18 protein-coding genes are annotated in these 17,062 nt (G+C 68.0%); 11 read left to right on the forward strand and 7 right to left on the reverse strand.

The window, feature by feature from the left end; translation table 11 throughout:
- Window position 1 precedes the first annotated feature (1 nt).
- A complete protein-coding gene (locus CEX88_RS10730; RefSeq protein ID WP_094293480.1) occupies window positions 2–1,138 on the forward strand; it encodes a glycosyltransferase family 4 protein in 1,137 nt (378 codons plus the stop codon).
- On the opposite strand, the gene CEX88_RS10735 is transcribed toward CEX88_RS10730, so the two are convergent.
- A complete protein-coding gene (locus tag CEX88_RS10735) occupies window positions 1,126–2,928 on the reverse strand; it encodes an AMP-dependent synthetase/ligase (protein ID WP_094293481.1) in 1,803 nt (600 codons plus the stop codon). The two genes, CEX88_RS10730 and CEX88_RS10735, sit on opposite strands and share 13 nt — an antisense overlap.
- A 92-nt stretch (window positions 2,929–3,020) precedes the next feature.
- Here CEX88_RS10735 and CEX88_RS10740 point away from each other — a divergent pair, with 92 nt between their 5' ends.
- From CEX88_RS10740 to CEX88_RS10760, 5 genes are all read left to right on the forward strand, one after another.
- Entirely contained in the window at window positions 3,021–3,410 is a 390-nt protein-coding gene (locus tag CEX88_RS10740; protein WP_066842764.1) for a polyketide cyclase / dehydrase and lipid transport, read from the forward strand.
- A 40-nt stretch (window positions 3,411–3,450) separates the two neighbouring features.
- A complete protein-coding gene (locus CEX88_RS10745; RefSeq protein WP_064394010.1) occupies window positions 3,451–3,888 on the forward strand; it encodes an SRPBCC family protein in 438 nt (145 codons plus the stop codon).
- A 1-nt stretch (window position 3,889) separates the two neighbouring features.
- Window positions 3,890–5,149, forward strand: coding sequence for an ArsA family ATPase (locus CEX88_RS10750; RefSeq protein ID WP_094293482.1), 1,260 nt, complete (start codon window positions 3,890–3,892; stop codon window positions 5,147–5,149).
- The gene (locus CEX88_RS10755) at window positions 5,146–5,535 is read left to right on the forward strand and encodes a hypothetical protein (RefSeq protein ID WP_094293573.1); all 390 of its coding nucleotides are present in this window, start codon (window positions 5,146–5,148) and stop codon (window positions 5,533–5,535) included. Before CEX88_RS10750 ends, CEX88_RS10755 begins: the two co-directional genes overlap by 4 nt.
- A gap of 83 nt (window positions 5,536–5,618) precedes the next feature.
- Window positions 5,619–6,344 carry a lysophospholipid acyltransferase family protein gene (locus CEX88_RS10760; RefSeq protein ID WP_066842761.1) on the forward strand — a complete coding sequence of 242 codons (726 nt, stop codon included), beginning with the start codon at window positions 5,619–5,621 and terminating at the stop codon, window positions 6,342–6,344.
- A gap of 74 nt (window positions 6,345–6,418) precedes the next feature.
- On the opposite strand, the gene CEX88_RS10765 is transcribed toward CEX88_RS10760, so the two are convergent.
- Window positions 6,419–7,696 carry a glycosyltransferase family 87 protein gene (locus CEX88_RS10765; protein WP_094293483.1) on the reverse strand — a complete coding sequence of 426 codons (1,278 nt, stop codon included), beginning with the start codon at window positions 7,694–7,696 and terminating at the stop codon, window positions 6,419–6,421.
- Between the two features lie 129 nt (window positions 7,697–7,825).
- Here CEX88_RS10765 and CEX88_RS10770 point away from each other — a divergent pair, with 129 nt between their 5' ends.
- Genes CEX88_RS10770 through CEX88_RS10780 form a run of 3 tightly spaced genes read left to right on the forward strand, consistent with a single transcriptional unit; the run spans window position 7,826 to window position 10,584 of the window.
- On the forward strand, window positions 7,826–8,668 hold the full coding sequence (locus CEX88_RS10770) for a hypothetical protein (protein WP_202931456.1): 843 nt from the start codon (window positions 7,826–7,828) through the stop codon (window positions 8,666–8,668).
- Window positions 8,668–9,165, forward strand: coding sequence for a polyadenylate-specific 3'-exoribonuclease AS (locus CEX88_RS10775; RefSeq protein ID WP_094293485.1), 498 nt, complete (start codon window positions 8,668–8,670; stop codon window positions 9,163–9,165). Before CEX88_RS10770 ends, CEX88_RS10775 begins: the two co-directional genes overlap by 1 nt.
- 33 nt (window positions 9,166–9,198) lie before the next feature.
- Window positions 9,199–10,584 carry a class II 3-deoxy-7-phosphoheptulonate synthase gene (locus CEX88_RS10780; RefSeq protein WP_094293486.1) on the forward strand — a complete coding sequence of 462 codons (1,386 nt, stop codon included), beginning with the start codon at window positions 9,199–9,201 and terminating at the stop codon, window positions 10,582–10,584.
- A gap of 56 nt (window positions 10,585–10,640) precedes the next feature.
- On the opposite strand, the gene CEX88_RS10785 is transcribed toward CEX88_RS10780, so the two are convergent.
- Window positions 10,641–11,825, reverse strand: a complete 1,185-nt coding sequence (locus tag CEX88_RS10785; RefSeq protein ID WP_094293487.1) for a protein kinase domain-containing protein — start codon at window positions 11,823–11,825, stop codon at window positions 10,641–10,643.
- Window positions 11,826–11,892: 67 nt separating this feature from the next.
- Between CEX88_RS10785 and CEX88_RS10790 the strand changes: the two genes are divergently transcribed.
- Window positions 11,893–12,297: an Rv2175c family DNA-binding protein gene (locus tag CEX88_RS10790; protein ID WP_066842753.1), complete on the forward strand. Its 405-nt coding sequence runs from the start codon at window positions 11,893–11,895 to the stop codon at window positions 12,295–12,297.
- Here CEX88_RS10790 and CEX88_RS10795 read toward each other — a convergent pair.
- The 4 genes from CEX88_RS10795 to CEX88_RS10810 form a co-directional block, all read right to left on the reverse strand.
- Window positions 12,218–13,837, reverse strand: a complete 1,620-nt coding sequence (locus tag CEX88_RS10795; protein ID WP_066842751.1) for an alpha-(1->6)-mannopyranosyltransferase A — start codon at window positions 13,835–13,837, stop codon at window positions 12,218–12,220. The genes CEX88_RS10790 and CEX88_RS10795 overlap by 80 nt on opposite strands.
- 2 nt (window positions 13,838–13,839) lie before the next feature.
- Window positions 13,840–14,928: a bifunctional (2E,6E)-farnesyl/geranyl diphosphate synthase gene (gene idsA2, locus CEX88_RS10800; RefSeq protein ID WP_094293488.1), complete on the reverse strand. Its 1,089-nt coding sequence runs from the start codon at window positions 14,926–14,928 to the stop codon at window positions 13,840–13,842.
- A 66-nt stretch (window positions 14,929–14,994) separates the two neighbouring features.
- Window positions 14,995–15,723, reverse strand: coding sequence for an LppM family (lipo)protein (locus tag CEX88_RS10805; protein WP_126315851.1), 729 nt, complete (start codon window positions 15,721–15,723; stop codon window positions 14,995–14,997).
- A 10-nt stretch (window positions 15,724–15,733) separates the two neighbouring features.
- Window positions 15,734–16,333: a GNAT family N-acetyltransferase gene (locus CEX88_RS10810; protein WP_202931446.1), complete on the reverse strand. Its 600-nt coding sequence runs from the start codon at window positions 16,331–16,333 to the stop codon at window positions 15,734–15,736.
- Between the two features lie 229 nt (window positions 16,334–16,562).
- On the opposite strand from CEX88_RS10810, the gene CEX88_RS10815 reads away from it, so the two are divergent.
- A complete protein-coding gene (locus CEX88_RS10815; RefSeq protein WP_066842743.1) occupies window positions 16,563–16,967 on the forward strand; it encodes a DUF3040 domain-containing protein in 405 nt (134 codons plus the stop codon).
- The last annotated feature ends 95 nt before the right edge of the window (window positions 16,968–17,062 follow it).

Consider the following 17,062-nt stretch of genomic DNA (forward strand, 5'->3'; position numbering starts at 1 on the left):
CGTGACGCGGGTTCTGTTGGTCACCAACGACTTTCCGCCGCGGCGCGGCGGCATCCAGTCCTATCTGCAGGAGTTGGTCGACCACCTCGAGGCCGAAGGGCGGCACACGCTGACGGTGTACGCGCCGAAATGGAAGGGTTCCGACGCGTTCGACCGGGACGCGTCGTATCGGGTCGTGCGGCACCCGACCACCCTCATGCTGCCCGAACCGTCGGTGAGCGGCCGGATGCGGCGCCTCATCGAGCAGACCGGGGCCGAGACGGTTTGGTTCGGTGCAGCGGCTCCGCTGGCGCTGATGGCGCCGCTGGCCCGCGACGCGGGCGCACGCCGGGTGATCGCCAGCACGCACGGTCACGAGGTCGGCTGGTCGATGTTGCCCCTGGCTCGAAACGCGCTGCGGCGCATCGGATCCGCCACCGATGCGCTCACCTATGTCAGCCAGTACACCCGGCGCCGGTTCGCCTCGGCGTTCGGGCCACGCGCCGCGCTCGAGCATCTGCCGCCGGGGGTCGACACCGACCGGTTCACGCCCGACGAGGTCGCGCGAGCCGAACTACGCGCCCGCTACCGGCTCGGCAACCGCCGCGTCGTCGTATGCCTGTCGCGACTGGTTCCGCGCAAAGGGCAGGACATGCTGATTCGGGCGATGCCCGCGATCCGGCAGCGCGTGCCCGATGCGGCGCTGGTGATCGTCGGCGGCGGGCCCTACCGGTCGACCCTGCACAAGCTGGCGCGCAGCTTCGGGGTGGCCGACGACGTCGTCTTCACCGACGCCGTCCCCGGCGACGAGTTGCCCGCACACCACGCCATGGCCGATGTATTTGCGATGCCGTGCCGGACCCGCGGCGCCGGGCTGGACGTCGAGGGACTGGGCATCGTTTATCTCGAGGCGTCGGCGACAGGTGTTCCGGTCGTGGCGGGCCGGTCGGGTGGCGCGCCGGAGACCGTGCGGGACGGCGAGACCGGCGTGGTGGTCGACGGCTGGGACGTCGGCGCGATAGCGGCGGCTGTCAGCGACCTGCTGGCCGATCCCGACCGTGCTGGGCGGATGGGTGCGGCGGGCCGGCGCTGGGTGGTCGAGAACTGGCAGTGGCACACCCAGGCGAGGCGACTGTCGAACCTGCTCTACCCCGAGTAGAGCGCCTCGATGTCGCTGGCGAACTTCTCCGCCACCACCTTGCGCTTGACCTTCATCGTCGGGGTCAGCTCACCGCTGTCCTCGGTGAAGTCCACCGGCAGGATGCGGAACTTGCGGATCCCCTCGGCCTTGGACACCGCCTGATTGGCGTCCTTGACGGCGAGGTCGATCTCGGCGACCAGGTCCGGGTCGGTGGCCAGGTCGCCCACCGACGCGTCCGCGTTCTTGCTGTTGCGTTCCTTCCAGCCCTCGATCGCCTCGGGGTCGATGGTGATCAACGCGCCGACGAAGGGTTTGGCATCGCCGACCGCCATCGCCTGGCTGATCAGCGGGTGCGCGCGCAACCGGTCCTCGAGGATCGCCGGGGCGACGTTCTTGCCGCCCGCGGTCACGATGATCTCCTTCTTGCGGCCGATGATGGTCAGGAAGCCGTCGTCGTCGATCGCGCCGAGGTCACCGGTGTGGAACCAGCCGTCGGAGGAGAACACCGCCTTGGTCTCCTCCTCGTTCTTCCAGTACCCGTTGAACACCACGCCGCCCCTGACCAGCAACTCATCATCGTCGTTGATGCGCATGCTGTTGCCAGGCAACGGCGTTCCGACCGAACCGACCTTGACGTTGTCGATCCGGTTGACGGTGATCGCGGCGCTGGTCTCGGTCAGCCCGTAGCCCTCGTAGATCGTCAGCCCCACCCCGCGGTAGAAGTGGCCGAGCCGTGCGCCCAGCGGAGCGCCGCCGGAGATGGCGGCGCGGCAGTCACCGCCCAGCGCCGCCCGTAGTTTGCCGTAGACCAGGCGGTCGAACACCGCGTGCCTGGCGCGCAGCAGCAGGCCGGCCTTGCCGGTGTCCAGCGACTTGCTCCACTCGATCGCGGTGTTGACGGCCATCTCGAAGATCCGGCCCTTGCCGTCGTTGTGGGCGTTCTGCTCGGCGGTGTTGTAGACCTTCTCGAACACCCGCGGCACCGACACCACCACGGTCGGCTTGAACACCGCGAACGTCGCGACCAGGTTCTTGATGTCGCTGGTGAACCCCAACGTGACCTTGTTGGCGAGCGCGGCGAGCGTGATCGCCCTGGCCAGCACGTGCGCGAGCGGCAGGAACACCAGCATGCGCTCGCCCTTGGCCAGCAGCGTCGGGAAGCACTCCTTGGAGCCGCGGATCTCGTAGACCAGGTTGGAGTGGGTGAGCTGGCACCCCTTCGGCTGGCCGGTGGTGCCCGAGGTGTAGATCAGCGTCGCGGGATCGGCGGCCGCCAGACCGGCCACCCGGGCGTCGAGTTGTTTGGCGTCGACCGACATGCCCGCCTCGGCGAGTTCGTCGAGCGCCGATGTGCCCGCGCTCTCGATGCGCAGCACCTCTCGCAGCCCGGGCAGTTCGTCCTTGAGGTGCTCGATCCTGTCGGCGTGCGCGTCGGTCTCGACGATCAGCAGCACGGATTCGGAGTCCGAGAGCACGAACTTCACCTGCTCGGGCGAACTGGTCTCATAGATCGGCACGGTGAGCGCACCGGTGGCCAGGATCGCGAAGTCCAGGATGGGCCATTCGTAGCGGGTGGCCGACAGCAGCGCCACGCGGTCGCCCGGTTGCACGCCCTTGGCGATCAGGCCGAGCGCGGCGGAGCGAATCTGGTCGGCGGCCTGCCTGCACGTCACATCTGTCCACGAACCGTCGACGAGGCGCTGGAAGATCACATGGTCGGGATCGTCGCGCTCATGGTCGAACACGGCGGTGACGACGTTGTCGTGCTCCTCAACCGTGAAGGACGCTGGCACACTGAACTCACGCACGGTCCTGGCCTCTCGATCCGGCTGCTCTTGCCGTATCCACCCTAGTCGGCCGGTATCCGGGTGGGCAGGCTCGTATGTGAAGCTGGTATGCCATGCACAGCATTCAGATCGCGGACGACACGTTCGTCGCGGCTGACCCCGCCGAGGTCGGCCGCTACATCGCCGAACCCGCGAGCTGGCGTCGCTGGTGGCCGGACCTGCGGCTGTCCGTGGTGGAGGACCGCGGCGACAAGGGCCACCGGTGGACTGTCACCGGGGCGCTCGTCGGGACCATGGAGATCTGGCTGGAACCGGTGCTCGACGGGGTCGTGCTGCACTACTTCCTGCACGCCGAGCCGGCGGGGGTGGCGGCGTGGCAGCTGGCCAAGATGAATCTGGCGAAGATGAACCACCGGCGACGGGTCGCGGGTAAGAACATGGCATTCGAGGTGAAGCAGCGGCTGGAGGCCACGCGCCCGGTGGGTGTTTCGCCGTTGGCCTGAGGCTTCGGCCGCCGACAACAGGGGAGGGTAGATTTTCAACGTGGCGGACAAGACGGCGCAGACCATCTACATCGATGCCGATCCCTCGACGGTCATGGACGTCATCGCGGACATCGGGTCCTATCCGGACTGGGTGGCCGAATACAAGGAGACCGAGGTGCTCGAGGCCGACGCCGAGGGCTATCCGAAGACCGCCCGGCTCGTGCTGGATGCCGCCGTCCTCAAGGACACCATGGTGTTGTCCTACAACTGGCCGCCCGACCGCAAGTCGGTGACGTGGTCGCTGGTGTCGAGCTCCCTGCTGAGGTCGCTGGAAGGCGCATATCGACTGTCGCCCAAGGGATCCGGGACGGATGTCACCTATGAGCTGTCGGTGGATCTGATCATTCCGATGATCGGGCTGTTGAAGCGCAAAGCCGAACGGCGCCTCACCGACACCGCGTTGAAGGACCTCAAGAAACGAGTCGAGGCTGAGTGAGCTGAATGCCCCCGACCCGCCTGTCGCCAAGATCGACCTGTTCGTCGGTAAGGGCGGGGTCGGCAAGTCGACGTTGGCGACCGCCACCGCCGTGCGTGACGCACGCGCGGGGCTGCGGGTGCTGATCGTCTCGACCGATCAGGCGCACTCCATCGGCGACGTGCTCGGGGTGACCGTGACACCGACCGGCACGCGCCGGCCCACCCGGGTGTTCACCGACGACGCCGACGCCGGTGGCGGAGCACTGGACGCGCTGGCGTTGGACACATTGGCCCTGCTCGAAGCGCGGTGGCGCGAGATCGCGGGCCTGCTGTCCGACAGGTTCCCCGAGTCCGAATTAGGAAGCGTTGCCCCCGAGGAACTTTCGGCCCTACCGGGCGTCCAGGAGGTGCTCGGCCTCTACGAGGTGGGCGAACTGGCGGCCTCTGGGGACTGGGACCGGATTGTGGTCGACTGCGCGTCGACCGCCGACGCGTTGCGCATGCTCACCCTGCCCGCGACGTTCGGTCTGTACCTGGAGCGGGCGTGGCCGCGGCACCGGCGGCTGTCCACCGGCTTCGACGATCCGCACAGCGCGGCCGTCGTCGCCCTGTTCGAACGCATCAGCGCCGGCACCGAATCATTGAGCGCGATGCTCACCGACGGTTCGAAGGTCAGCGCGCATCTGGTGATGACCGCCGAGCGGGTGGTGGCCGCCGAGGCCGCGCGGACACTGGGTTCGTTGGCGCTGATGGGCGTTTCGGTAGCCGAGTTGATCGTCAACCAGATACTCGTACAAGACGATTCGTTCGAATACCGCAACCTGCCTGAACATCCCGCCTTCGACTGGTACACCGAGCGGATATCCGAGCAGCGGGCCGTCCTCGAGCAGCTCGACGCGACCATCGGCGATGTGCAACTGGTCCTGGTCCCGCATCTGGCAGGCGAGCCGATAGGGGCGAAGGCGCTCGGTGAACTGCTGGACTGCGCACGCCGCCGCGACGGGTCGCCCCCGCCCGGTCCGTTGCGCCCGATCGTCGACCGCGAGTCCGGCTCCGGCCTCGAATCGGTGTACCGGTTACGGCTAGAGTTGCCGCAGGTCGACTCCTCGGCGCTAACGCTGGGCCGGGTCGACGACGATCTGATAGTCGGCGCGGGCGGATTGCGGCGCCGGGTCCGATTGGCGTCCGTGTTGCGGCGATGCATCGTCGTGGACGCGCAGCTGCGTGGGAGTGAGTTGATCGTGCGGTTCCGACCGAATCCGGAGGTGTGGCCGAAGTGACGACGCCACACGGCGATCTCGGACCGGAGCTGCGGGCGCTCGCGCAGGCCATCCTGGACCGGCTGGACCCCGCGGTGCGACTGGCCGCGGCGCGCGCGACGACCGGTACGGCGGGCAAGTGTCAGCAGGTCTGGTGCCCGGTGTGTGCGCTCGCCGCCCTGGCCGCGGGCGAGCAGCATCCGTTGCTCACCGTCGTCGCCGAGCACAGCGTCGCCCTGCTTGCCGTGGTTCGGGCGATTCTGGACCAGGCAGCAGAAGGCCCGACGGGGCCGGACACACCTCCGGACGGCCCGCCTGGGCCGCCGGATGACCCGGGTCCGAACGGCTCGGCTCCGCCTCCTGCGCCGGGGCGATATCAGCAAATTCCGGTAACTGTCGAGGAGTAGTCTTGCGCGCTGTGGTCGCATCCACAGTGCGTGGGTAAAGTTGGCGCAGAACACCGGCCGGTGTTCGATCACCGGGAGGGCCCATGTGGTATTGGCTGTTCAAGTACATCTTCATGGGACCCTTGCTGACGTTGTTGGGACGGCCGAAAGTCGAAGGGCTGGAGCATGTTCCGCCTTCGGGCGCGGCGATCTTGGCGAGTAACCACCTTGCGGTCGCGGACAGTTTCTACAAGCCGCTCGTTGTCAGCCGGCGCATCACATTCCTGGCCAAGGCCGAGTACTTCACCGGCACCGGGCTCAAGGGCTGGTTCCAGCGCTGGTTCTACACCGTCGCCGGTCAGGTGCCGATCGACCGCACCGACGCGGATTCGGCACAGGCCGCACTGACCACCGCAGAACGCATCCTCGGTGAGGGCAAGCTGCTCGGGATGTATCCGGAGGGCACCCGGTCCCCGGACGGGCGACTTTACAAGGGCAAGACCGGACTGGCGCGGCTCGCGCTGCAAACGGGCGTGCCGGTGATCCCGGTCGCGATGATCGGCACCGACTCCGTCAACCCGCCCGGAAGCAAGATGTGGCGATTCGGCAAGGTCCACGTGAAGTTCGGCAAGCCGATGGACTTCACGCGCTTCGAGGGGATGGCGGGCAACCGCTTCATCGAGCGCGCGGTCATCGACGAGGTGATGTACGAGCTGATGCGGCTGTCGGGTCAGGAGTACGTCGACCTCTACGCCGCCGACGTCAAAGAAGGCAACGCCGACGACACGGCAAAGCCGTCGGCCCGCATGCCGGAGGTGGCCGCCGGCTGAGCCGGCAGGGCTGAGCCGGTAATTCAACCGGGGCCGGCTGAGCCGGTAATTCAACGGGGGCCGGCTGAGGCCACCTAGTTGACCGCGGGTACCGGCGCCTCGTCGACGACCGGCCTACTGCGCATCGCGGGCGCCGCCGTCAGCGACCCGGCAACCACGATCACCGCGACCGCCCACCACACATAGGAACCGCCGACCAGCTGTCGCCACAGCGACGCAGCCGTCTCCTGGTGCTCGGGCATCAGCGTGATCGGTGTCCACACCATCAACGCAAATCCCGCGGCCGCGACCACACCCAGCGCCGCATGGCGCCTCCGATAGGCCACCAGCGCCGTGACCAGCAGAGTCGGCAGCGCCCACACCCAGTGGTGCGACCACGACACCGGCGACACCACCAACCCGAACATCGCCACGCAGATCAGCGCCAGCACCGGTTCGTCGGCCTTGAGCACGCGTCGCACCGCCCACACGGTGATCGCGAGCACCGCGAAGCAGGCCGCGGTCCACAACACGAACCGTGGCCCTTCGCTCAGCCCCAGCCGAGCCAGGGCCCCGGCGATGTTCTGGTTGGTGTTCAGCGTCGCCGTGCCGATGCGATCGGTGTTGCGCACGGTCTCGGTCCAGTACTCCAGGGAGTCACGCCAGGCGAACGCCACCCCGATCAGCGTGGCGACGACGGCGGACACCGCGGTGACGACCACCGCGCGAACGTCGCGGCGCAGCACGAAATACAGCAGGAAGACCGCCGGGGTCAGCTTCAGCGCGATGGCCAGCCCCAAAAGCATGCCCCGCGGCCAGGGTGTCCTGCGTGGCACGCAGTCGGCGATCACCAGCGTCATCAGCACGACGTTGATCTGGCCGAAGTCGAAGTTCGACCGGATGGGCTCCAAATAGACCACCGCCGGGGCGACGATCGCGGCGGCCAGCCACGCCTGCCGCAGCCACGCGGGTTCGGTCGTCACCGACGTCGTCGACCAGACATCGCACCGGTGCAGCACGATAGTCACCGCGACGATGAGCAGCACCAGCGTGATCACCGTGATCGCGACGCTTGCCGCTTCCAGCGACAGCAACGCGAAGGGCGCGAACACCACGGCCGCAAGCGGGGGATAGGTGAACGGCAGATCGAGGCCGCCCCTGGTATGGAACATCGCGCCGTCGGCGTAGAGCGGCCTGCCGTCCAGCCAGGCCTGCCCGCCCATCCGGTAGACGTCGACGTCGATGCGGTAGGGGACCCGGCCGAGCACACGCCAGCCCGCCCAGGCCAACGCCGCCAGGGTCAGCAGCTGGAACAGCCGCCAGGCGAGCGTTGGCCCCCAACCAGCCCCGCCGGGCGACCGCCACGTACTCATGTCGCTGACCAGACTATCGGGGCGCCCCGGCGCGTCGGTCGGTATCCCGGGCGCGACACGCGCAGGTCGGCGTAAGTTTTCTGGGTGCTCGCGGACTTACACCTCGTGTTCGGCATCCCGCACGCGCGGATGCCGCTCGTGTACTGCCTGATCGCGTTCATCCTGACGTTCTTCGTGACCCGCACGATCGTGCGGTACATCCGCAGCCAGGCCGGAAGTGACGCGCCCCGCAAGTGGTGGCAGCCGCGCAACATCGGAACTGGTAGTGGACTGCACATCCACCACGTGGTGATCGGCGTGGTGCTGGTCATGATCTCCGGTGTGACGATGGTGACGTTGGGCGTTGACGGGGGAGTACCCGAGTTCTCGGTGGCTGCAATCTTTTTCGGAATCGGTGCAGCGCTGGTGCTCGACGAGTTCGCGCTGATTCTGCACCTCCAGGACGTGTACTGGGCCGAGGACGGCAGAACCTCGGTCGACGCGGTCTTCGCCGCCGTCGCCGTCGCAGGCCTGCTGATCTTGGGTTTCAACCCGTTGTCGTTCTTTGACATCGACATCTGGCGCAACGACCCATCGCTGCTGGCGCGGGCCGGGGTGGTCGCGGCGGCCGTGCTGACGCTGATGCTGGCCGTCGTCGTGTTGCTCAAGGGCAAGGTGTGGACCGGGCTGGTGGGGATGTTCGTGACGCCGCTGCTGTTTATCGGAGCGATCCGGTTGTCGAGGCCGCATGCGCCGTGGGCGCGCTGGCGCTACACGAACCGCCCGCGCAAGATGCATCGGGCGCTGGAGCGCGAGCGCTGGCTGCGGCGCCCGGTGGTCCAGGCCAAACTGTGGCTGCAGGACGCCATCGCGGGTATGCCCAAGTTTCCCGACGACGCTAAGGTCGACGAGCAACTCGACCGCGAGATCCACGCCGCACCCGCCCCGAAGGATCGGTCGGTCGCGGCCGCGCCCCAGAAGGAACCCGCGTAGTGCGCTACTTCTACGACACGGAGTTCATCGACAACGGGCGCACCATCGACCTGATCTCGATCGGTGTCGCCGCCGAGGACGGCCGCGAGTATTACGCGGTGTCAACCGAATTCGACCCTGACCGGGCAGGCAGCTGGGTCCGCAGGCATGTGTTGCCCAAGCTTCCGCCGCCGTCCTCACAGCTGTGGCGCTCGCGTCGGCAGATCCGCTCGGAGCTGGAGGACTTCTTCGGAATCGACGGGGACGAGCCGATCGAGCTGTGGGCCTGGGTGGGCGCCTACGACCACGTCGTGTTGTGTCAGCTCTGGGGCCCGATGACCGATCTTCCGCCGGCGATACCGCGCTTCACCCGCGAGTTGCGCCAGTTCTGGGAGGAGCGCGGTTCGCCGCGCATGCCCCCGCGCCCGCGTGACGCCCACGATGCGTTGGTCGACGCTCGCCACAATTTGCGGCGGTTCCAGCTGATGACCACCGGTGAAGCGCCGGGCCAGCGGTGAAAAGCACATGTCGCGGGCCGTTACCATGAACGGGTGAACTGGACCGTCGACGTACCCATCGAACAGCTGCCCTCGTTGCCGCCGCTGCCCGATGAGCTGCGACAGCGGCTCGACGCCGCGCTCGCCAAGCCCGCGGTGCAGCAGCCGACCTGGAATGTCGAAGCGGCGAAGAACATGCGCACCGTGCTCGAGAGCGTCCCGCCGGTGACGGTGCCCGCCGAGGTGGAACGACTTAAGGACCTGCTGGCCGCCGTGGCCCGTGGCGAGGCGTTCCTGCTACAGGGCGGCGACTGCGCCGAGACCTTCGTCAACAACACCGAGCCCCACATCCGGGCGAACCTGCGGGCGCTGCTGCAGATGGCCGTGGTGCTGACCTACGGCGCCAGCGTGCCGGTGGTCAAGGTGGCCCGCATCGCAGGCCAGTACGCCAAACCGCGCTCGGCCGACATCGACGCGCTCGGTCTGCGGTCCTACCGCGGCGACATGATCAACGGATTCGCGCCCGACGCCGCAGTGCGTGAGCACGACCCGTCGCGGCTGGTCCGCGCGTACGCCAACGCCAGCGCCGCGATGAACCTGGTGCGCGCCCTGACCGGTTCGGGCCTGGCGTCGCTGCATCTGGTGCACGACTGGAACCGCGAGTTCGTCCGCACGTCGCCTGCCGGTGCCCGGTACGAGGCGCTGGCCGGTGAGATCGACCGCGCGCTGACGTTCATGAGCGCGTGCGGGGTCGACAACCGCAACCTGGAGACCGCCGAGATCTACGCAAGCCACGAGGCGTTGGTGCTCGATTACGAGCGCGCGATGCTGCGGCTGTCGGAGACTGAGCAGGGCTCGAAGCTCTACGACCTGTCCGCGCATTACGTGTGGATCGGTGAGCGCACCCGTCAGCTCGACGGCGCCCACATCGCGTTCGCGGAGGTGATTGCGAATCCGATCGGGGTCAAGCTCGGCCCGACCATGACACCGGAGCTGGCTGTCGAGTACGTCGAACGCCTCGACCCGAACAACGAGCCGGGACGGCTGACGCTGGTCACCCGCATGGGTAACAACAAGGTGCGCGACATGCTGCCGCCGATCATCGAGAAGGTGCAGGCCACCGGCCATCAGGTGGTTTGGCAGTGCGACCCGATGCACGGCAACACCCACGAGTCCTCGACCGGCTACAAGACCCGCCACTTCGACCGGATCGTCGACGAGGTGCAGGGTTACTTCGAGGTGCACAGGGCGCTGGGCACCCATCCCGGCGGCATCCACGTCGAGATCACCGGCGAGAACGTCACCGAATGCCTCGGTGGGGCGCAGGACATCTCGGACGCCGACCTCGCCGGGCGTTACGAGACGGCCTGCGACCCGCGGTTGAACACCCAGCAGAGCCTGGAGTTGGCGTTCCTGGTCGCGGAGATGCTGCGCGACTAGTCGGACGACGATCAAGCGGCGAGGGACGAGCCGCGTTGAGGAGTCCGACAGTACAACTAGATCAGGTTGGACAGGTTGCTGCCGGTCGTCCACGCAGCCGCCGCAACCAGTGCCGTCAGCGTGATCACCGCGGTCACCCAGAACAGCAGTGCGCGCCTGGCGCGCTGCCGCGCCCAGTAGAACTCCTCGAGCTCGATTCCGGCGAACCGTCCTGTCACCGGTTCGTATTCGAGTTCGGGGGCCTGCCAGTCGTCGCGCGGTAGCGTCCGGGTCGCCTGGCGTGGTGCGGGCGGGGCCGCAGCCGCAGGCGGGTGAAGTGGAACCGACGCGTTCTGAGCGGAGTTGCGTGGTGCCGGCACCCGAAACGATGGCAAGCCGAGTTCGTCGACGATCGCTTCGAGGTCCTCACCCATCTCTCGGGCATCGGCATAGCGCCGGGCCGGATCGCGGGCGGTCGCGCGCAACACCAGCTCGTCGAACTGCGCGGGCACGCCCGCGATCACCGAGCCCGGAGCCGGGACGTCGTTGTCCATCCGCTGATACGCCACGGCCAGCGCCGAGTCGCCCGCGAACGGGGTGCGGCCGGTCAGCAGTTCGTAGGTCAAGATGCCCGCCGCGTAGACGTCGCTGCGGGGATCGGCGTCACCGGTGCTGACCTGTTCGGGTGACAGGTACGCCGCGGTGCCCAGGATGACGCTGGTCGAGGTGATCTTCGCTTCGGCCACCGCCCGCACCAGTCCGAAGTCGGCGATCTTGACGTCGCCGTCGTCGGAGATCAGCACGTTCTCGGGTTTGACGTCGCGGTGCACCAGGCCTGCGCGGTGTGCTGCGGCCAGCCCGCCGAGAACCGGGCCGAGCACCGCAGCGGCGGCGTGCGGCGGCATCGGCCCACGCTCGCGCAGCAGCTCCCGCAGCGTGCCGCCCTCGACGAGTTCCATCACCAGGAACGGGGGAGGACCGCCCGTGCGTCCGCCGCCCTGGTCGTACACCGCGACCAGACCCGGATCGGTCAACCGCGCCACCGCGCGCGCCTCGCGCTGGAACCTGGTGAGGAACTGAGAGTCGCCCGCATAGCGGCTGTCCATCACCTTCAGCGCGACCGGACGATCCAGCCGCAGATCGAGTCCGCGGTACACGGACGACATGCCCCCGGTCGCGATCATCACGTCGACGCGGTACCGACCGTCGAGCACGGTTCCCAGCAGCGGGTCCGTCCGCGGGTAGGCCTCCACCGGAGACATGTTACGGAGCACGACACCGGCGGCTTTGTGGCTCCGGCCGACGGTTAGGAGATTTAGACTCGGTGCGGTGAGCAGTATTCCGGCCTCCGAGGATGTCCTCGATCCCGCCGAGGACGTCTACGACCTACCCACCGTCGCCGAGATGCTCGGTGTCGCGGTGACGAAAGTGCATCAGCAGCTGCGGGACGGCCATCTGATCGGCGTCCGGCGCGACGGGGTCGTCGTGGTTCCGAAGGTGTTCTTCGACGACACCGGCCACGTCGCCAAGAGCCTGCCCGGACTACTCGTCGTGCTGCGCGACGGGGGCTACCACCACACCGAGATCGTGCGCTGGCTGTTCACGCCCGACGCATCCCTGACCATCAGGCGCGACGGCGCGACCGGCGAACTGCCTAACGCTCGGCCCGTTGATGCTCTTCACTCGCATCAGGCCCGTGAGGTGGTGCGCCGGGCCCAGGCGATGGCTTATTGACCGCCCGCGGTCGTGGCTTATTGACCGCCCGCGGTCCTTGAGGCGCGTTCTTCAGCGAGTACCACGCCACCGCCGCGCATGCCAGCGAGAGCAGCACGTGGGGCCACGAGTACATCCCGTGCGCCCCATCGGGTTTCCAGATCACCATGATCCACGTCGACAGGCCCGCGATGATCGCGATCGACCGCCTGCTCTGAGCCAGCGCGGCCACCACGGCCAGCGGCCAGGTGTAGTACCAGGGCAGCGCCGCGGGCACGAGAAGCACCACGATCACCATCACCACCGCGATACCGGTCAGCGCTTCGCGGTCGGTGTGCCGAAACCGCCACCACACGAACGGAAGTGACAGTGCGATGAGCGCGATGCCGATGATCCTGGCGACGTCGAGCACCGCGTAGAAGTTCACCGGCAGGAACAGGCCGCCGACCGCGTTGATCACGTTGGCCGCCGCGGTGGGCAGGGTCAGCCAGTTGATGATCTTCACCGAGCCTGCCAAGGCCGTCAGCCAGCCCAGCCCGACCCCCGCGGCCAACGACAGCACGGCGAACACCGCGGTGAAGATCAACGCCGAGCCCGCCGACGCCGTCACGAACGCCTTGACCGCCGAGACGTCGCGTCTGTTGCGCAGGTCCCGCGCCCACACCCAGACCATGAACGGAAGCGCCAGTCCCGCGGTCGCTTTCACCGCGACCGCCGCGGCGATCAGGCTCACGCCCCACAGGTGGCGGCCGGAGAACGTCAACGCGATGCCTGCCATCATCAGGCCGACCATCAGCATCTCGTTGTGCACGCCGCCCATCAGGTGGATGATCACCAGCGGGTTGAGCACGCAGATCCACAGCGCGGTCGCACCGTCGGCGCCGATATGTCTTGCGACGCGCGGCGCGGCCCAGATCAGCAGCGCCAAGCCGGGAAGCATGCCCAGCCGCAACAACATCGTGCCCGCGACGACATCGTTGCCGACCAGCATCGTGACGAACTTGGCGATCAGGATGAAACCCGGCCCGTACGGTGCGGTGGTGGTGGTCCAGATGGGACTGACGTTGTCCAGCAACGAGTTCGGGTTGTCGACGGGCCCGACCGCGTACGGGTCGAGGCCGTCGCGCAGCAGTGCCCCCTGCGCGAGGTAGGAGTAGGTGTCGCGGCTGAACAGCGGGACGCTCAGCAGCAGCGGCGCCAGCCAGATGCCGGTGGTGGCCACCATCGTGTATTCGGTTGCGGTGCGGTCGATCACCCGGCGTCCCAGCCACAACCACGCCGCCAGCATCAGTGCCACACCGCCCCACAACAGGATCGACGACAGCACCAGGCCGTGCCCGAACCGCAGCCACGACAGGTGCAGCGACTCCAGCAGCGGGTCGTGCAGGCGCGTGCTTCCCGCGCCCAGCCCTCCGGCGGTGATCAACACGGCGCCGAGGAAGCCCAGCCGGGCCGGTTGGGCCTGTGGTGACGTCGCAAACGAGGTCAACCGTGAAAGGTGGGCAGTGAAGCCGGCTTTCGACGGCCGTGTCGATGGGGAGGTCGATGGGGAGGTCGTCATCGTTATGCGGTTCGATTCGCGACCAATCGGGCGAGCTCGGACAACCCCGCCTTGGCATGGGCGTCGATGTCGGCGGAATCGAGGGTGTCGAGCGCGCGGCGGGTGAGCTCGGAGATGCGGTTCTCCACCGCGGCGAGCGCGCCGACGGACTCGATCACTGTGCACAGTTCCTTGACCTGGGCGTCGGAGAGTTTCGACCCGATGGAGGTGCGCAGCAGCTTCGCCGCCGCGGGGTCGGCCTCTTCGGCCAGCTCGACCGCCTCGGCCAACAGCACCGTGCGCTTGCCTGCTCGCAGATCGTCACCGGACGGCTTGCCGGTGACCGCGGGGTCGCCGAACACCCCGAGCACGTCGTCGCGCAGCTGGAACGCCACACCGAGGTCGGTGCCGAACTGCTGGAAGGCGGCATGGACGTCGGGCCGGTCGGCGGCCGCGGCGGCGCCGAGTTGCAGCGGCCGGGTGATCGTGTACGAGGCGGTCTTGTAGATGTTGACCGTCAGCGCCGAAGCCACCGAATCGGCTCCGCTGGCCTCGGCGACGATGTCGAGGTACTGGCCGCCGAGCACCTCGGTGCGGATCGCGCTCCACACCCGGCGGACCCGCACGGCGGCCTCGGTCGACAGGTTCGCCGTGGCGACGACGTCATCAGCCCAGACCAGCGCCAGATCGCCGAGCAGGATCGCCGCCGACATGCCGAACTGCTCGGCCGAGCCGTGCCAGCCGTGCGTGCGATGCCGCTCGGTGAACAGCCGGTGCACTGTCGGCAGCCCTCGGCGGGTCGCCGAGGCGTCGATGACATCGTCGTGGACCAATGCGCAGGCGTGCAGCAGCTCGAGCGCCGAACACAACCGCAGGACGTCCGGATTGAGGGGGTCCCCGGGCTGCTCGGCGACCGCCCGCCACCCCCAGTAGGCGAACGCGGGCCGCAGCCGCTTGCCGCCGCGCAGCACGAATTCCTCCAACGCGGCGGTCATTTCGGCGTAGTCGTCGCCCATATAGGCGCATTCGCTGCGACGCTGCTGCAGATAGTCTCGCAGCTGATCGGTGACGGCCCCCGCCAACTCGACGGCCGACGGTGCCGTGGCATGCACGCTCAGCGGGCGCCCCTTTCTCTGTGCGACCACCCTGCCCCGAACGCCTTCAGCGTAGAGCCTGCGCTAATCGCGGGCTTCGCCCACTTTCGGCGATTGGTCACGGCTCATGTACGCCAGGGTTCCGATGATGGCCGCCACCACGAAGGAGCCGAGGCCGAGCCAGATCGCGGCCCCGGTGAAGGACCGTGCGCTGGGGTCGGTGTAGCGGGCCTGGGCGTTCATGGTGCTGACCACGCCGGGCCGCAACTGCCACTCGACGATCTCGGCCGACACCTGATCACCGTTGGTGGAGGTGACTTCGCCGGGGAACGACACGGTCACCGACACGTCGGCCTCCGAATCGCTGAGCGAGGTGAGGTCGGCGCGACCCTCGAGGATGACGAGGTCACCCGCCCGGCGCAACGAGAGGTCGACACCGGCGGCGTCGCGGTTCATGTTGGCCAGCTGAGGCAGTTCGGCGAAGGTGAGGTCGGAGAACACCGCCTGAGAGCCGACGTAGTCGTCGCGGCTGTACTCCGAGACCGCCACCTTGTTGGCGAACGGCAGGTTGTTCAGCAGCTGCGGGCCCTTGTCGTCGGCGTTGCGCGGCTTTGCCGCCGCGACGATCTGACCGGACACCCGGTCGTCGGGGGAGACCGTGATCGAGGCCCGCACCCGGACGCAGCCGACGGCGGTCGGAAGCACGACGAGGATCAGCATCACGAGTGCGAGCAGGCGGGTTCTGCTGCTGCGGTGGCGGGTCGGCACGTGGTCATCGTGCCAGACCGAGCCGAGCCGAGGCGTCGGCGACATCAAATCCGTGTCACAGCGGCAATGACCGGCCCAGGATCGCGAAAGCCCGCGGATCGCCCGCGAAATGGTAGCCACGGATGACGTCGGTGAAGCCGAGCCTGCGGTACAGCCGCCACGCCCGGTTCGCCTCACCGTTGATCTCCGGCGTCGACAACAACACGTGGGACTCCTGGCGGTCGGAGAGCAGTCGGCGTGCCAGCGCCTCACCGAGCCCCTGTCCCTGGGCGCGCGGGTGGATGTGCAGTTCGGTGAGCTCGAAGTAGCTCGTCATCAACGCAGCGATGGAGTTGCGGTCGGTGCCGACCCGCTGCAGCCCGGCCACCACCTGCTGCTGCCACCACTGGTCAGGGGCGCCGCAGTAGCCGTAGGCGATGCCGACCATCGGGGCTGAGGCCAGTTCGGCCTCACCGACGGGTGCGTCGTCGGAATCGCCGATGATCACTGCCGCCACGGCCTTCCACCCGGGCCTGCGGGTGTGCTCGAGCCACATTGACGCCCGCTGCGCCTCGGTGCCCCGCGGATAGCGCATTGCGTCGACGTAGACGGCGAGTGCGTCACCGAGCCGGCGTTGCATATCGCTCGGCGACAGATCGATGAGAAATGTCGCCAACTGTGTCTGCCTCTCCGCGTATCGGGGCGGTGTCGTCCCAACCATTATCGAGTGGATCCGCCTGCGCCTCCCATGCGGCGGCGTCCGTCATACAATCGGGCGTCGAACAAGGTGGTACGGCTCAGATCGACCTCGTATCATGACTGTTAGATGCCCGTGAACGCGGGCACACAAGACTTTGAACAATGAGATGGCCACGGTGGGCCCCTGGGTTCCGAGGGAGGGACGAATGCCACTCTCCGATCATGAGCAGCGCATGCTCGACCAGATCGAGAGCGCGCTCTATGCTGAGGACCCGAAGTTCGCTTCGAGTGTCCGCGGCGGAACCCTGCGCGCACCCTCGACCCGGCGTCGCCTGCAGGGTGCCGCGCTCTTCGTGCTCGGCCTCGCGATGCTGGTGTCCGGTGTCGCGATCCCTGCCACCCAGATCAGTGGCTTCCCAGCGCTCTCGGTACTCGGATTCATCGTGATGTTCGGCGGTGTGGTGTTCGCGATCACCGGCCCGCGCGTCCCCGGTGGACGCGACCGGTCGGTCGCCGAACCCGGCGCTCCCCGGCAGAAGCGGGGCAAGGGTTCGGGTGGATCGTTTGCCAGCCGCATGGAGGATCGCTTCCGTCGCCGGTTCGACGAATAGGCGCTGACGCGACACAGGGGTAGCCCGCACCGCGGGCTGCCCCTTTTTCGTGTGTCCGACAGCTGATCGCCCCACTTCACCCCACCGCCTCCGTC

The sequence above is a fragment of the Mycobacterium neumannii genome (assembly GCF_002245615.1).
Lineage (GTDB): Bacteria > Actinomycetota > Actinomycetes > Mycobacteriales > Mycobacteriaceae > Mycobacterium > Mycobacterium neumannii_A.

Bases quoted from the DNA above. Each gene is read 5' to 3' on its own strand.
- CEX88_RS10740 (WP_066842764.1), top strand. From the start codon at position 3,021: ATGCACAGCATTCAGATCGCGGACGACACGTTCGTCGCGGCTGACCCC.
- CEX88_RS10760 (WP_066842761.1), top strand. From the start codon at position 5,619: ATGTGGTATTGGCTGTTCAAGTACATCTTCATGGGACCCTTGCTGACG.
- CEX88_RS10765 (WP_094293483.1), bottom strand. From the start codon at position 7,696: ATGAGTACGTGGCGGTCGCCCGGCGGGGCTGGTTGGGGGCCAACGCTC.
- CEX88_RS10770 (WP_202931456.1), top strand. From the start codon at position 7,826: ATGCCGCTCGTGTACTGCCTGATCGCGTTCATCCTGACGTTCTTCGTG.
- CEX88_RS10785 (WP_094293487.1), bottom strand. From the start codon at position 11,825: ATGTCTCCGGTGGAGGCCTACCCGCGGACGGACCCGCTGCTGGGAACC.
- CEX88_RS10795 (WP_066842751.1), bottom strand. From the start codon at position 13,837: ATGACGACCTCCCCATCGACCTCCCCATCGACACGGCCGTCGAAAGCC.
- CEX88_RS10805 (WP_126315851.1), bottom strand. From the start codon at position 15,723: ATGTCGCCGACGCCTCGGCTCGGCTCGGTCTGGCACGATGACCACGTG.
- CEX88_RS10815 (WP_066842743.1), top strand. From the start codon at position 16,563: ATGCCACTCTCCGATCATGAGCAGCGCATGCTCGACCAGATCGAGAGC.